The organism is Blastococcus sp. SYSU D00820, assembly GCF_054050695.1.
Genome location: NZ_JBJGZW010000008.1, coordinates 144483 through 159303, shown reverse-complemented (window position 1 = coordinate 159303; position 14821 = coordinate 144483). Strand labels below are relative to the sequence as shown.

Below are 14821 nucleotides of genomic sequence, written 5' to 3'. Positions count from 1 at the left end.
GGTCAGCGCGGGACGGGGAGGCCGCCCGCGGCGCGGCCGGCCGCGGAGAGCCACGGGGACAGGCAGCCGCTGACCAGCTCCCACTGCCGGGCCGGGTGGGCGACCTCGGTGCGCAGCACGTGCTCGATCTGCTGGCCGATGCACAGCACCAGGAACGTGTCGGCGAGCAGCTCGAGCGGGGCGTCCGGGTCCAGGTGGCCGTCGCCGTGCGCGTCGGCCAGGTGGGCGAGCAGGTCGGCGCGCCACACCGCCTCGGCCTCGGACTGGAAGGCCGCCAGCTCCGGCCGCGAGGGGACCCGGCCCCAGAAGCTCACGACGACCAGCGCCTCGTCGTGGGTGACGGGGGAGAGCGGCAGGATCTCGCCGAGCATCCCGGCCACGGCGGCCAGGCCGCGGTGGGCGGCCACCGCGGCGGCGATCCGCCGGTTGGTGTCGGCGAAGATCCGCCGGAAGGCCGCCGACAGCACCTCGTCGAAGTCGGCGAAGTAGTGCCACAGCGCGCCGCTGGCGACGCCGAGCTCGGCGGCCAGGGCGCGCGAGGACGCCTGCTCGATGCCCTCGCGGGCCACGATCCGCAGGTAGGCGGTCACGATCTCCGCCCGCCGGGACTCCCGGTCGACCACCTTCGGCACCGGGACATCCTCCCCGACCGCCGCCGGACCCTTGCGCGGGCGGGGGCGTCGGGTGCATGTTATTGAGCGACTGCTCAGGAAAGGCTCCGCGGAGCCGCCGTGCCGAGGAGGCCCCCATGACCGCAGCCCACACCGTCGTGGACGACGTCACCGTCGCCGACCTGGAGCGCGACCCGTACCCGGTCTACGCCCGCCTCCGGGCCGAGGCGCCGGTCGCCTACGTGCCGGCCGTCGACCTCTGGCTGGTGACCCGCTGGGCCGACGTCCGCGCCGTCGGCGCCGACCCCGCCGTCTTCAGCGCCGAGATGGACGACTCGCCGCTGGACCCGACGTTCGGCGGGCCGAGCATCCTGACCACCGACGGCCCCGCGCACCGCGACATCCGGCGCAGCCTGGACGCCAAGTACTCGCCGCGCGCCGTCCGCGGCTACATCGCCGATCTCGTGGAGCCGATCGTGGCCGAGCGCCTCGCCGCGCTCGCCGGGCGCGACGAGGTCGACCTGCTCGCCGAGTACTTCGAGCCGATCTCGGTGCTGTCGCTGGGGTCGGTGCTCGGCCTCGGGCACCTGGACGCCGGCACCCTGCGGCGCTGGTTCCACGGGCTGCACCAGGGCGCCATCAACTTCGAGAAGGACCCGGCCCGGCAGGCGATCAGCGACGCCGTCGCCGCCGAGATCGACGAGGCGCTCGCACCCGTCCTCGACCGGATCGGCTCGGCCGAGGAGGACTCGACGATCGCGCACATGATCTTCTCCGGCGTCGCCGACGGCGGACGCCGGGACCTCGCGGCCGTGCTGCCGACGCTGAAGGTCATCCTGCTCGGCGGCATGCAGGAGCCCGGCCACGGGGCCGCCTCGACGACCGCCGCCCTGCTGTCGGACCCCGAGGCGCTGGCGCGGGTGCGCGCCGACCTCGACGCGCTCGTGCCGGTGGCGGTCGAGGAGGGGCTGCGCTGGGTGAGCCCGATCGGCACCCAGACCCGCCAGGTGCGCCGGGAGGTCGAGCTCGGCGGGACGACGCTGCCGGTCGGTGCGCGGGTGGGGTCGGTCGTGGCCTCGGCCAACCGCGACGAGACGGTCTTCGCCGACCCCGACCGCTTCTCCCTCGACCGCCCGAAGGGCAACCACGCCGCCTTCGGCTTCGGGCTGCACTCCTGTGTCGGGCACGCGTTCTCCCGCGGGCAGATCACCATCGCGCTGCGGCGCCTGCTGGAGACCCACCCCGGCCTCCGGCTGGCCGAGGGGTTCATGCCGGAGTTCCGGGGCTGGGAGTTCCGGGCGCCGACGTCGCTGCGGGTCCGTCTGGACGAACAGGCGGGTCGACGCCCGGAGGCCCGTCAGAGCACGTAGAACACCTTGGTCACCGGCTCCTTGACCTCGAAGGTGCCCGAGAATCCCGGGGGCAGGACGTAGCCGTCGCCGGGGCCGAGCTCGGTGACGTCCTCGCCCTCTCGGATCACCGCCGTGCCCGAGAGGAGGAAGCCGGACTCGGTGGCGGGGATGTCCGTGTACCGGAACCCACCCGCGGGGATCTTCATCGAGGCGATCTCACCCGGCGCCGCGACCGGGCCGGCGAGGTGGACGTAGCGCACCTCGGTGCCGTCGAGGAAAGCGGCGAACGGGGGGAGCTCGGTCAGCGGGGTGTAGTCCGCGTCGCGCAGGCCGTCGGCGGTCAGGGCGGTGAAGGGCACGGGTCCTCCTGTAGGGGTGCGGTGGTCCGCTCCAGGGGTGGAGCGGGAGGTCAGTGGGTGGTGATCGGCAGCGAGGTGAGGCAGCGGTAGACGCTGCCGGGACGCCAGGTGACCTCCTCGGCCGGGACCGCGAGCCGGACGGGGCGGCGCAGCATCTCCTGGAAGATCTCCATGCTCACCATGCGTGCCAGTGGATGGCCCGCGCAGTGGTGGACGCCCCCGCCGAAGCTGGCGATCCGCGGCTGGGCCGGACGGTCGGGTCGCAGCGTGTCCGGATCGGGGAAGACGTCGCCGTCCCGGTTCGCCGCACCGATCAGGAGCTGCAGTCGCTGACCGGCCTCCAGGCGGTGACCGTTGACCTCGGTGTCCTCCCGGACCACGCGCAGCGTGGACTGGAGCGGCGTGTCGAACCGGAGGAGTTCCGTCTGGACGGCCGCGCCGCCGTCGGGGTCGGTGGCCAGGTGGCGGGCGAGTCCGGGGTGGGTCAGCAGGTGGTACATGCCGCTGGCGATGAAGCAGTACGTCTCCTCGTACCCGGCGCCGTACATGAAGTGGACGTTGGCCAGCACCTCGTAGTCGGTGATGTCGCCCGCGGCCGCCGCGACCTGGCACATGATGCTGATCAGGTCGTCCCCCGGATCGGCCCGCCGCTCGGCCACCACGGAGGCGAAGTACTCGTCGATCTGGCGCACCGCGTCGTTGCCCGCGGCGACCATCTCCGGACCGGGTACGGCCTCGAACAGCAGTGCGGCCACGTCGTTGGTGAGCTTCGCGAGATGCGCCCGGTCCTGCAGCGGGATGCCCATCAACTGGCAGATGACGTCCGATGGCACCTCGAAGGCGATGACCTGCAGGGCGTCGGCCGTGCCCGCGGCAGCCACCGCGTCGAACTGGCTCTGCACGCGGTCGACGACCCCGGCCCGCAGGCGCTCGACGCTGCGCGGCATGAAGGCCGGACCGATCAGCCGCCGCAGCGCCGCGTGCCGCGGGTCGTTCATCGACAGCAGCCACGAGCCGATGTTCTCGGCGAAGGCCCCCTCGCCGACGCGGGCGGCGACGCCGGCGACGGGGTCGTCCTCGAAGCCGATGACCTTGTTGGCCAGTGCGGCGAGGACGTCGTCGTAGCGGCTGATGACGGTGTGGCCCTCCGGGTGCTCGTACCAGGGGTGGTCGCGGCGCAGCTGGGCGTAGGCCGGGTAGGGGTCGACCAGCGTCTGCGGGTCGTCGCTGCCCCAGAGGACGGGGGTCGTCATGTCGCGCTCCTGTCGTTCGGTCGGTCAGGCCGGGGTCGTGGGGGAGAGGTCGCGATCGGTCGTGGAGCTGGTGCCGGGGGCGGCGGTCCAGCGGCTCGGGGACAGTGCCGTCCCGAGCAGCAGCGCGGCGGGTACGGACAGCGCGAGGGGCACTGCGGTGCCGAGGGAGCCACCGATCAGCAGGGTGAAGTTCGACAGCACGAGCGCGGTCAGTGCCGTGATCAGCACCGTGGCGAGCGCCGGCGCCACGAGGGTCTGCCAGGGCCGGGTGTCGACCCGGGTGCGCCGGAAGAAGACGATCACCGAGACCGACGTCAGCAGGTACAGGACCATCAGGCCGAGCACGGCCACGCCTCCCCCCCAGGAGAAGAGCGTCAGGACCGGGTCGAGGCCGAGGACGGCGAACGGCATGACGAGCGCCAGCGCCAGCGCGGTCTGCAGCGCGCTGGCGACGAAGGGTGCGCCCTGGCGGTTGGTCCGGGCCACCACCGACGGGAACGCGCCGGTCTCGCCGAGCGAGTGGACGTACCGGTTGGAGGCGTTGTGGAACGCCAGGATCCCGGCCAGCAGTGAGGTCGCCAGGAGCACCCCGCCGACCTCGGCGGCCCAGGGCCCCAGCGCGTCCGCGATCGCGTCGAAGAGCAGCACCGTGGAGTCGCCGGACTCGAGAGCGGCGCCGGCCGCGCCGACGACCTGGCCGGCTCCGTACGCGCTCACGACCATCCACGCCACGAAGGCGAAGAACAGCGAGATGATCGCGACGGCCAGGTAGGTCGCCCGCGGAACGGTACGGGCCGGGTCCTTGGCCTCCGCCGAGTAGATGGCGGTGGACTCGAAACCGAACATGGACGCGATGCCGAACGTGATGGCGATCCCGGGTGCCCCGGCGAGCAGGGCGGACGGGGAGAAGCTGGCAGCGGGCGTGAGGCCTTCGGGGCCGCCACCGGTCACGAGCGTCACGAGGGCGAAGGCGAGGAGGATCGCCATCTCCGCGGCGACCAGCACGCCGAGGAACTTGGCGCCCAGGTCGATGTCGAGCGAGCCCAGCACCTGGACCAACGCCATGGTCACGAGGGCGCATGCCCACCACGGGGGAGCGAACCCCAGGTGGGTGTCGGCGAGGAAGGACACGATCACGCCGTACAGCCCGTACATGCAGGCCTGGATGGTGTTGTAGGACCACATCGCCACGACCGCCGAGCCCGTGCCCAGGCGGCGACCGAGGCCGCGGCCGACGTAGGCGTAGAAGGCGCCTTCCTCGGTGACGTGCCGGCCCATCGCGATGAAGCCGACGGCGAAGACGGCGATGACGACCCCGACCACGAGGTAGGCCGCAGGGGCTCCGGCGCCGTTGCCGAGCGCGACGGCCAGCGGCAACGCCCCACCGATGCCGGTGAGGGGCGCCTGGGCCGAGAGGACGAAGAAGAGGATGCCGACGACACCGACGGCCCCTCGTCGGAGCTGATGACGATCCTCCGCGCGGTGCACGGCAGTGGGTCCGGACGGCCCGGCGGCGTGGGACATGGTCACTCCCGGAGAGGAAGAACTGTCCATCCGGACAGATGTGAGGGATGACACAGAAGATGCACGATGCGGGCAAACTGGTCAAGTGGTCAGGAGAAGAGTTGACGCCGACGTCACGTCTCGGCGGCTCTCGTGACGAGCGTGTTGCCATGGCCGACGCTCCGGCCGGTCGACCGGAGGCGGCAGACTCGCGGTGTGAGCACCCCTGGAACGACCGGGCACGAAGGTCCCCGACGAGCCCCTGGATACGGCGAGGGGCGGCGGGCCCTGCTGGCGGCCGCGGTGCACGTGGTGGCCACCCGCGGGCTGCGCCACCTGACCTACCGTGCGGTCGCAGCCGAGGCCGGCGTGGCCCACGGGCTCGTCGCGCACCACTTCGGCACCCGTGACGCGCTGCTCGAGGCGGCGCTCGAGTACTCGCTGGCCAACAGCGTCGGGTCGATCAGCGAGGCGCCCGGCAGCGGCGACCTGTCCGCGCTGTTCGGCGGACTCGCCGGGCTCGTGGACGCGCAACCCGACGACCAGGCGTTCCAGTACGAGCTCATCCTGGAGGCGCGCCGCCGCGCGGAGCTCAGGCCGCACGTCGAGCGGGTGTACGCGACGTACTGGGCGGCCCTGGGGGACGAGCTGGCGGCCGCCGGCATCGAGCCCGCCGAGCCGTTGGTCCACCTGGTGTTCGCGGCCGTCGACGGCTTGGTGTTCCAGCAGGTGTGCCTCGGCCGACCGGAGGCCACGCGAGCGGCACTCGACTCCCTCCGGCAGTTGCTGCGCGGTCTCGGGGACTCGTGGAGCGGGGCTCGGGAAGGGGCGCCGGCGAAACTGGGCACTTGACCAGTTTCGGTGGACGCGGCAGATTGACGCCGGCCCGGCGCCTGCGGCGCCGGGTCGTGCGGCCACCGATCACGTGCCTCCCCGGCCTCCCGAGATCGCGGACCGCCGAGTCCTCGCGCCACCGATCTCGAGGGAGCACGCGCCATGGCCACCGCATACGTGAACGGCCGCGTCTACACCGTCGACCCCACCCGCCCCTGGGCCGAGGCCGCCCTCGTGGAGGACGGCGTTTTCACGGCGGTCGGGTCGGACGGTGAGGTCCGTGCCGCGGCGCCGCCCGGGACCGACGTCGTCGACCTGGGTGGCCGGATGGTCATGCCCGGCATCCACGACGCGCACATCCACCTGCTGGCCAGCGGGCTGAAGTTCCGCTTCGAGGCCCGGCTGACCCCCTTCGCCACCCCGGAGCAGATCGCGGCGGAACTCGCGGCCTGCGGCTGCACCGGCCCGGCCGAGGACGGTGGCGAGCCCTGGCTCGTCGGTGGCGAGTACTTCCCCCAGGGATTCGGCGAGGCCGGGCCGGACCGGGCCTTCCTGGACGAGGTGTTCCCCGACCGCCCGGTCTTCCTCTACGACTACTCCATCCACCACGGTCTGGCCAACACGCGGGCGCTGGAGGCGGCAGGGCTGACCGCGGAGACGGAGGACCCGCCCGGTGGGCGGTACCCCCGTCGGCCGGGGACCCGTGAGCTGACCGGCGAGCTGGTCGAGCAGGCCCGCTGGCCGGTGATGCGGGCGATCCCCGACCACCCGGACGAGGTGTACCGGGACGCCGTCGCCTGGGCGGCCGCCACCTGCCACCGGTTCGGCATCACCTCGGTGCAGGAGGCCTCGGCCTCGCCGCAGGCCTTGCGGGCCTTCGGTGCCCTGGACCGGGCCGGGCAGCTCGACCTGCACGTCGCCGCGCACCTGGTCTGGCGGGAGGAGGGCTTCGGCATGGCGTCGACCGCCCAGCTGGACCGGTCCATCGCCGAGCGAGCCTCTGCCGCGAGCGCGCACGTCGACACCCGGTTCATCAAGATCTGGCTGGACGGCGCCCCGCTCCCGCCGCACATGACCCAGGCCGACATCGCGCCCGACGGCAGCGTCGACCCGAGCCGGCTGCTGGTGCCCGCCGACGAGCTGGCCGAGACGCTCCGGCGCTTCGACGCCGAGGGGTGCCAGGTGAAGGTCCACACCGCCGGGGAGGGTGCCGTCCGGGCCGCACTCGACGCCTTCGAGGCCGTCCGCGAGGCCAACGGGTCCGACGGGCCGCGGCACGAACTGGCGCACACGGCGTTCATCCACGAGGACGACTACGCCCGCTTCGGCCGGCTGGACGTCGTGGCGGAGATGTCACCGGCGATCTGGCACATCCCCGAGTTCGGCCTGCAGCACGGCTTCAAGTTCGCCACCGTGCTGCGCAGTGGAGCGACGATGACCGTCGGCTCGGACTGGATCATCACGCCCGACCCGAACCTGTTCCCGGCCCTGCAGGGCATGCTCGAGTGGGGCGAGGACGCGGTCGACATCGCCACGGCCCTGCGGATCATGACCCTCGGCGGGGCCGAGGCGGTCGGCCGCGGGGACCGCCAGGGGTCGATCGAGGTCGGCAAGTCCGCGGACTTCATCGTGCTCGACCGCGACCTCCTCGAGATCCCGGCCGACCAGGTGGGTGGGACGCGGGTCCTGCGCACCGTCTTCGAGGGCCGCACCGTCTTCGAGGCCGCACCGTCTTCGAGCCCGTGATGTCCGAGGCGGTGATGTCCGAGGGCGAGGAGGCCGCCGCGCAGCCCTGACCCCGGCCGGCACCCCGCCGATACCGCACCGATGCCGTCACGACCTGGCACCGGCTATTGACGGCTGCGGCGACGGAGGTCACAGTGGCCAGACCCGTTCGGGCCCGTACGAATCTGGAGGCCGGTGCCGTGAGCCACAGCGCGAGTGTCGAGACGACGCCGTCTGCCGGGGGAGGTGAGACCGGCCTGCGCAAGGGCCGGCTGGGCACCATCGGCATCGTCTTCTTCGTCGTCGCCGCCGCCGCCCCGCTGGTCGGCATGACCGGTGCGGTGCCCGTCGCGATCGTCCTGGGCAACGGGGCCGCCGCCCCCGGCGCGTACCTCGCCGTCGGCCTGACGCTGCTCGTGTTCAGCGTCGGCTACGCGGCGATGAGCTCGGCGGTCACCAACACCGGTGCCTTCTTCGCCTACGTGGGCCGCGGCCTGGGGCTGGCCCCCGGCGTCGGCAGCGCCTTCGTCTCGATGGTCGCCTACCTCGCGGTGCAGCTGGCGGTCTTCGGCTTCTTCGGCGCGGTGATGGCCGGCCAGATGCAGGCCCGGCTCGGCATCGACCTGGCCTGGTGGGCCTGGAGCCTCATCGCGTGGGCGCTGGTGCTCGCGCTCTCGGTGCTGTCGGTCGACGTCGGCGCCAAGGTGCTCGGCGTCCTCATGGTGCTGGAGATCGGCTCGCTGCTCGTCGTGGCCATCGCGGCGCTCGCGCAGGCCGACGAGCTGGACTTCGGCGCCTCGTTCTCGCCGGGCAACATCTTCGCCGGCGGCTTCGCTGGCTCGGCCGGCATCGCGCTGGCCTTCGCCTTCGCCTCGTTCATCGGCTTCGAGGCCACCGCCATCTACGGCGAGGAGTCCAAGGACCCCAAGCGCACCGTCCCGCGGGCCACCTACCTCGCCGTCGGCACCATCACCGTGCTGTTCGCCATCACCTCCTTCGGCCTGGTCAGCGGCCTGGGTGCGGACGAGGCCGTGCCGCGCACCCTCGAGCTCTCCTCGGAGCTGGCCGACCCGGCCGCCGTCCTCTTCGGCGTCGCCGACCAGTACGTCGGCACCTGGCTGGGCACGCTGATGAGCTGGCTGGTGCTCTCCAGCCTCTTCGCCGGCCTGCTGGCCTTCCAGAACTCCGCGGCCCGCTACTTCTTCGCCATGGGGCGCGCCGGCGTGCTGCCGGGCGTGCTGGGCCGCACCAACCGCTCCGGCGCCCCGCACGTGGCCTCGGTCCTGACCTCGGTGATCTCGCTGGTCGTCATCCTGGTCTTCGCCCTCGCCGACCTGGACCCCGTGCTCAACCTGTTCAACTGGTTCAGCGGCCTGGCGGTCGTGGCCATCCTCCTGGTGGAGGCGCTGGTGTCGGTGGCGGTGATCGTGTACTTCCGCCGCGCCGGCACCGACAAGCGGATCTGGCACACCCTGATCGCCCCCGCGCTGGCCACCATCGGGATCGTCCTGGGCCTGTACCTGCTGATCTCCCGGTTCGGCCTGCTCGCCGGCACCGTCTCCGAGGGGGCGGACCCGACCACCCAGGCGTTCGCGCTGAGCACCACCGGGTGGGTGCTGGTCGTCCTGCCGTTCGTGGCGTTCGTGGTGGGCACGCTCATCGGTGCCGCCCGGCGGACCCGGGAGAACGCCGACGCCGTCCGGGACCTGGTGTCCTGATGCGGGTCCTCTTCATCCAGCAGGACCACGTCAGCCCGCCCGGGCCGCTCGGCGAGGCGTTCACCGAGCGCGGCTACGACGTCGTCGAGTTCCTCGTCGTCCCGCCGGAGCACTTCGCCGTGCCGGGCATCGGCGTGCAGTTCCCCGACCCGGCGGACTTCGACGCGATCGTGCCGATGGGCGCCCCGTGGTCGGTGTACGACACCGCCACGATCGACCCCTGGATCACCGACGAGCTGGCCCTGCTGCGCCGGGCCGACGAGCTCGGCGTGCCGGTGCTGGGGGTCTGCTTCGGGGGCCAGGCGCTGGCCGCGGCCCACGGCGGTGTCGTCATGCGGGCGGCGACCCCGGAGGTCGGCTGGGTGCACGTCGACAGCGACGACCCCGGGCTGGTGGAGCCCGGCCCCTGGTTCGAGTGGCACTCCGACCGGTGGATCGCCCCGCCGGGCGCGGTGGAGATCGCCCGCACCGAGTGGGCACCGCAGGCCTTCGTGCTGCGCCGCAACCTCGGGGTGCAGTTCCACCCCGAGCTGACCGCGACGCAGCTGACCGGCTGGCTGGACAACGGCGGCGCCGACTACCTGGCCGCCCGCGGCATGGACGCCGCGGCCATCCACGACGAGACGGTCCGGCAGGGCCCCGCCGCCGCCGAGCGCAGCCGCCGGCTGGTCCACCGGTTCCTCGACCGGGTGGCCAGCACGCCCGCGGAGGTCCCCGCGCGCGGCTGACCCCGCACCGCGCGAGAGGCCCCTTCCCGATCCCGGGAGGGGGCCTCTCGCGCGTCCGGAGCCCGGGCCGGCGACGACGGCGCACTGTGCGCGCAGCGACGAGTGCCGTGCGCGCGACGACCAGAACGCCGCCTGCCCGGCTGGTGGAGTGAGCCACCACACACGGGCCCCCTGCGGCCCGGGCCGGAACCGGAGGAACGCGCGCCCATGAGCACCCTGGTGGAGCTGGTCCTCTCCGGCGTCACCCAGCTCGGTCTCTACGCCCTGCTGGCGCTGTCGCTGGCCCTCGTCTTCGGCGTCAGCCGGATCGTCAACCTCGCCGTCGGCGACCTCGCCGCGGTCGGCGCCTACGCCATGGTCGTCACCGCGGGCATGCCCTTCGGGCTGCGGATCGCGGTCACCCTGCTCGTCCTCGGGCCGGCGCTCTACCTGCTCGAGCGCGGGCTGCTGGGCCGGATCCGCGACGGGCTGGCCGGGATGCTGGTCACCTGGGGGATCGGGCTGGCCATCCGGCAGGTGTTCGAGGTCGTCTACACCGCCACGCCGCGCTCGGTGACCGAGCCGATCGCCGGGTCGACCACCGTCCTCGGCTCGGTCTACCCGACCTACCGGCTGGTCATCGCGGCGGTCAGCCTCGCCGTGGTCGTCGCCGTCCTCGTCGTCGCCTACCGCACCCGCGCCGGCCTGCGGCTGCGCGCGGTCGCCGACAACCCCGAGATGGCTGCGCTGCTGGGCACCCGGCCGGCCCGCACCCGCGCGCTGGTGTTCGCCGTCGCCGGGCTGCTCGCCGTGCTGGCCGGTGCCCTCTACAGCCCCCTGCTGGGCGTCACCCCGGCCATGGGCTTCTCGCTGCTGATCCCGGGCTTCGTCGCGGTGCTGCTCGCCCGGCCGGCGTCCTTCCGCGGCGCCGTGCTCGCCGTGGCACTGGTCGTCGCCCTGCAGGTGGTCCTGCGCCGGTTCTTCCCCGACACCGTCGCCGACTCGCTGTTCTACGTCGTCGTCCTCGTGGCCGTCGTCGTCCGCGCCAACCCCCACACCAGGAGGCTCCTGTCATGGTCCGCTCGTCCGGCACGCCCCGCGCGCAGCGTCTCCGCGTGAGCGGCAGGATGCCGCTGCGCCGCGCCCTCCCCGCCGCGCTGCTGCCGCTCTCCCTCGTCCTCGCCGCCTGCGGGTCGAGCGTCGGGAGCGCCGAGGAGGCCGAGGGGAACGACCTGAAGATCGGCTTCATCGTGCCGGCGACCGGCCTGGCCTCGGCCACCGGCCTGGCCATGCAGGCCGGGTTCGAGCTCGCGGTCGAGCGGATCAACGCCGAGGGCGGCGTCAACGGCCAGGACGTCACCTACGAGATCCAGGACGACGCCGGCGACCCCGCCACCACCTCGCAGATCGCCCGCCGCTACAGCCAGGACAACTCGTTCGACATGCTGTTCGGCACCATCACCGGCGACACCGCCGCCGCGGTCCAGCCGATCGCCGACGAGGCGGGCATGCCGTTCGCCACCGCGATCCTCGGCGACCCGCCGGTCTGCTCGGCCTACGCCTGGCCGTTCGGCGAGTCCAGCCGCCAGCTGCTCAACATCCAGGTCACCAACCTCATCGAGGACTACGGCCCGCGGATCGCCTTCGTCGGCTCGGACTACAACTTCCCGCGCGACTACGCCGAGGCCGCCAGGGAGCTCATCGAGGAGCAGGGCGGTGAGATGGTCGCCGAGGAGTACAGCCCGCTCGGCACCACCGACTTCGAGTCGACCATCGGCCGGCTCTCGGCCGCGCAGCCCGACGCGATCCTCGCCATGGTGGTCGGCAGCGACGCGGTCACCTTCACCCTCCAGGGCGCGCAGTTCGGGCTGCTGACCCCGGAGATCGGCTACGAGGGCGCGCCCCTGGACAGCGACTACCACGGCGCCGTGGCGGCGGTGACCACCGGCCGCGAGCACGTCGTCCGGTGGGCCGACGGCCTCGACGACGAGGACAGCCAGGCCTTCGTCGACGCCTACCTCGAGGAGACCGGCCTGTCGCTGCCGGTGTCCGAGGTCGCCGCCAACGCCTACTACGCGATGCTCTTCATCGCCGGGGCGATCAACGACAGCGAGGCCGGCACCCGCGAGGAGATCAACGCGGCGCTCGGCGAGTTCTCCTTCGACTCCCCGCTGGGCGAGGGCACCCGGTTCGTCGAGACCGAGGGCGGCGGCCACCTGTTCCAGGCGGACATGCTGACCGCGACGGTCACCGACGACGGCTACGCGGTCGCCGAGGACCACGGCGTCGTCGACGACACCACGGTCAGCTGCCAGTGACGGCCACCACCGTCGCCGCACCGGCCCGCGAGCGGGCGACGCGCCCCCGCGGGCCGGTCGCCCGGCGGTGGGCCGCCCCGCTCGCCGCCGTCGCCGTCGGGGCGCTGGCCCTGGCCCCCTTCGGGCTGGCGCCGTTCGCGCTCGGCATCCTCACCCTCGGGCTGGTCTACGGGCTGTTCACCTACGGTCTCGACCTCGCCTGGGGCCGGGTCGGGCTGATCAGCGTCGGCCAGGCGGCCTTCTTCGGCACCGGCGCCTACGCCGTGGTCATCGGCACCGACGCCGGGCTCTCCCTCCCCGTGGCCGGCCTGCTGGGCGTCGCGGCCGGGGCGCTGCTGGCGGCGCTGATCGGCGCGGTGGCGCTGTCGGTGCCCGAGACGACGAGCGTGCCGCTGCTGATCCTGCTCACCCTGGGTGCCAGCCAGCTGCTGCAGCGGACGGCGACCTCGCTGCGGGACCTCACCGGCGGCGCGAACGGCGGCCTGGCGCCGGTGTTCGGCCTGGTCGAGGGCTACTACGTCGTCCTGGCCGGCTGCGTGGTCGCCGTCGCGCTGACCGCCGGCCTGCTCGTCAAGGGCCGCCGGGGGCTGTTCCAGCTGACCTCGCTGGCCAACCCGTTGCGCGCCGAGCACCTCGGGGTCGACCTGCGGGCCACCCGGTGGGTGGCGTTCGTGGCGGCCGGCGGGGTCTCCGCGCTCGCCGGGGCGCTGTTCGCCCCCGTGTCGGGCATCGTCACCCCGGCCTCGCTGGGCCTGGCCCTGTCGGCCAGCGTGCTGGTGTGGCTGGCCGTGGGCGGCAAGGGCTCGATCGCCGGCCCGTTCCTCGGCGCGGGGCTGCTCACCATCGGCACCCAGACCCTCGGCGGAACCCTGCAGAGCTGGTACGTCCTGGGCACCGCGGCGCTGTTCATCCTGGTCGTCCAGGTGGCGCCGGACGGGCTGGCCGGCCTGGTGCGGAAGCTGCTGGGCCGCGGGCGGGACGTGCCGGCGCTGCCCCGCCGGATCCGGCCGCTGCAGCGGCCGGCGGCACCGTCGGGCGCGGGTGACCGGGTGCTGGAGGTGCGCGACGTCGAGGTCTCCTTCGGCGGCACCCCGGTGCTCCAGGGCGCGTCGCTGACCGTGGACCGCGGCGAGGTCGTCTGCCTCATCGGCCCGAACGGCGCCGGCAAGTCGACCCTGCTCGGCGCGATCGCCGGCACCGTCGAGGTGGCCCGCGGCTCGGTCGTGTTCGAGGGCGTCGACGTGACCGGGCAGCCCACCTACCGCCGGGTGCGCCACGGCATGGCGCGCATGTTCCAGGTGCCCCGCGTCTTCGACCAGCTGTCGGTGGCCGACAACCGGCGGGCCGCGGCCGTCATGGCCGGCGTCCCGGCCGGGGACGTCGACGTCGACCCCGCCGACGAGCGCCGGGTGGCCGGCGAGCTGTCGATGGCCGACCGGCGCCACCTGGAGCTGGACATGGTGCTCACCGGGTCGCCGGAGCTGCTGCTGCTCGACGAGCCGGCCGCCGGCCTCTCGCACGACGAGACCGGCGCGCTGGCCGCGCGGATCCGCGCGGTGGCCGCCTCCGAGCGCTGCGGCATCGTCGTCGTGGAGCACGACATGGAGCTGGTCCGCCAGCTGGCCGACCGCGTCGTCGTCCTCTCGCGCGGCGCGGTGATCGCCGACGGGTCGATGGACGAGATCGTCGCGCACGACAGCGTGCGCACCGCGTACCTGGGGGCGTCGTGACGCTGTTCCGTCTCACCGGACTGACCGGCGGCCAGGGTGCCGTGCCCTTCGTCCGGGACGTCGACCTGGAGGTGCGGCCGGGCGAGATGGTGGGGCTGGCCGGGCGCAACGGCATGGGCAAGTCCACGACCCTGCGGACGGCGTTCGGCCTGGCCACCCGCTTCGGCGGGGAGGTCGTCATCGCCGACACCCCCGTGCCGCCGCGCCGGCCCGACCTCCCCGCGCGGCTCGGCGCCAGCTTTCTGCCCGAGGACCGCGGGGTCTTCCCCACGCTGAGCGTGGCGGAGAACCTCGAGCTCGCCCGGCGCCGCGGATACCGGCCCGCCGTCGATCCGCGCGACGTGTTCCCGCTGCTCACCGAGCGCGCGCGGCAGCCCGCCGGCACCCTGTCCGGCGGGCAGCAGCAGCTGGTCGGCTTCGCCCGCGCCGTGCTCGCCGGCTCCCGGCTGATCGCCGTCGACGAGCTCACCCAGGGCCTGCAGCCCTCGATCGTCACCCAGGTGCTCGAGGTGGCCACGCAGCTCGCGGCGGCCGGCGTCGGACTCCTGCTGGTCGACCAGTCGCCGTCGGTGCTCACGCAGTGGTGCTCCCGCGTGCTCGTCATGGAGGCCGGCCGGCTGGTGCTCGACGAGGTGGTCACCGAGGAGACCGCCGCCCGGGTGTCCGACCTGCTCGTCCTCCGCTGAGGACCCCTACCCCGTCCCGAGCCAC

At 73.6% G+C, this 14821-nt stretch carries 13 protein-coding genes; 9 read left to right on the top strand and 4 right to left on the bottom strand.

Annotated elements, in window-relative coordinates; translation table 11 throughout:
• Window positions 1–2: 2 nt before the first annotated feature.
• Window positions 3–632, bottom strand: coding sequence for a TetR/AcrR family transcriptional regulator (locus ACI79R_RS11355; protein WP_456573725.1), 630 nt, complete (start codon window positions 630–632; stop codon window positions 3–5).
• A gap of 116 nt (window positions 633–748) precedes the next feature.
• Between ACI79R_RS11355 and ACI79R_RS11350 the strand changes: the two genes are divergently transcribed.
• Window positions 749–1981, top strand: coding sequence for a cytochrome P450 (locus tag ACI79R_RS11350; protein WP_456573724.1), 1233 nt, complete (start codon window positions 749–751; stop codon window positions 1979–1981).
• Here the strand turns inward: ACI79R_RS11350 and ACI79R_RS11345 are convergent.
• The 3 genes from ACI79R_RS11345 to ACI79R_RS11335 are packed head-to-tail and all read right to left on the bottom strand — an operon-like array spanning window position 1969 to window position 5063.
• Entirely contained in the window at window positions 1969–2322 is a 354-nt protein-coding gene (locus ACI79R_RS11345) for a cupin domain-containing protein (protein WP_456573723.1), read from the bottom strand. The two genes, ACI79R_RS11350 and ACI79R_RS11345, sit on opposite strands and share 13 nt — an antisense overlap.
• A gap of 50 nt (window positions 2323–2372) precedes the next feature.
• Window positions 2373–3575 carry a cytochrome P450 gene (locus tag ACI79R_RS11340; protein WP_456573722.1) on the bottom strand — a complete coding sequence of 401 codons (1203 nt, stop codon included), beginning with the start codon at window positions 3573–3575 and terminating at the stop codon, window positions 2373–2375.
• A gap of 24 nt (window positions 3576–3599) precedes the next feature.
• A complete protein-coding gene (locus ACI79R_RS11335) occupies window positions 3600–5063 on the bottom strand; it encodes an APC family permease (protein ID WP_456573721.1) in 1464 nt (487 codons plus the stop codon).
• A gap of 231 nt (window positions 5064–5294) precedes the next feature.
• Here ACI79R_RS11335 and ACI79R_RS11330 point away from each other — a divergent pair, with 231 nt between their 5' ends.
• From ACI79R_RS11330 to ACI79R_RS11295, 8 genes are all read left to right on the top strand, one after another.
• A complete protein-coding gene (locus ACI79R_RS11330) occupies window positions 5295–5930 on the top strand; it encodes a TetR/AcrR family transcriptional regulator (RefSeq protein WP_456573720.1) in 636 nt (211 codons plus the stop codon).
• A 144-nt stretch (window positions 5931–6074) separates the two neighbouring features.
• On the top strand, window positions 6075–7658 hold the full coding sequence (locus tag ACI79R_RS11325) for an amidohydrolase (protein WP_456573719.1): 1584 nt from the start codon (window positions 6075–6077) through the stop codon (window positions 7656–7658).
• Between the two features lie 179 nt (window positions 7659–7837).
• Window positions 7838–9355: an APC family permease gene (locus ACI79R_RS11320; RefSeq protein WP_456573718.1), complete on the top strand. Its 1518-nt coding sequence runs from the start codon at window positions 7838–7840 to the stop codon at window positions 9353–9355.
• Window positions 9355–10083, top strand: a complete 729-nt coding sequence (locus tag ACI79R_RS11315) for a type 1 glutamine amidotransferase (protein ID WP_456573717.1) — start codon at window positions 9355–9357, stop codon at window positions 10081–10083. The genes ACI79R_RS11320 and ACI79R_RS11315 overlap by 1 nt, the downstream gene beginning before the upstream one ends.
• 207 nt (window positions 10084–10290) lie before the next feature.
• A complete protein-coding gene (locus tag ACI79R_RS11310) occupies window positions 10291–11181 on the top strand; it encodes a branched-chain amino acid ABC transporter permease (RefSeq protein WP_456573716.1) in 891 nt (296 codons plus the stop codon).
• Window positions 11178–12380 (top strand): ABC transporter substrate-binding protein, encoded by a 1203-nt coding sequence (locus tag ACI79R_RS11305; protein ID WP_456573715.1) that lies wholly within the window; start codon window positions 11178–11180, stop codon window positions 12378–12380. Before ACI79R_RS11310 ends, ACI79R_RS11305 begins: the two co-directional genes overlap by 4 nt.
• Window positions 12377–14110, top strand: a complete 1734-nt coding sequence (locus tag ACI79R_RS11300) for a branched-chain amino acid ABC transporter ATP-binding protein/permease (RefSeq protein WP_456573714.1) — start codon at window positions 12377–12379, stop codon at window positions 14108–14110. Before ACI79R_RS11305 ends, ACI79R_RS11300 begins: the two co-directional genes overlap by 4 nt.
• Complete coding sequence (locus ACI79R_RS11295; protein ID WP_456573713.1) at window positions 14107–14796, top strand: ABC transporter ATP-binding protein; 690 nt, start codon at window positions 14107–14109, stop codon at window positions 14794–14796. The genes ACI79R_RS11300 and ACI79R_RS11295 overlap by 4 nt, the downstream gene beginning before the upstream one ends.
• The last annotated feature ends 25 nt before the right edge of the window (window positions 14797–14821 follow it).

Excerpts from the sequence above, each read along its gene's own strand:
- ACI79R_RS11350 (WP_456573724.1), top strand. The coding sequence starts at position 749 with ATGACCGCAGCCCACACCGTCGTGGACGACGTCACCGTCGCCGACCTG.
- ACI79R_RS11340 (WP_456573722.1), bottom strand. The coding sequence starts at position 3,575 with ATGACGACCCCCGTCCTCTGGGGCAGCGACGACCCGCAGACGCTGGTC.
- ACI79R_RS11325 (WP_456573719.1), top strand. The coding sequence starts at position 6,075 with ATGGCCACCGCATACGTGAACGGCCGCGTCTACACCGTCGACCCCACC.
- ACI79R_RS11315 (WP_456573717.1), top strand. The coding sequence starts at position 9,355 with ATGCGGGTCCTCTTCATCCAGCAGGACCACGTCAGCCCGCCCGGGCCG.
- ACI79R_RS11310 (WP_456573716.1), top strand. The coding sequence starts at position 10,291 with ATGAGCACCCTGGTGGAGCTGGTCCTCTCCGGCGTCACCCAGCTCGGT.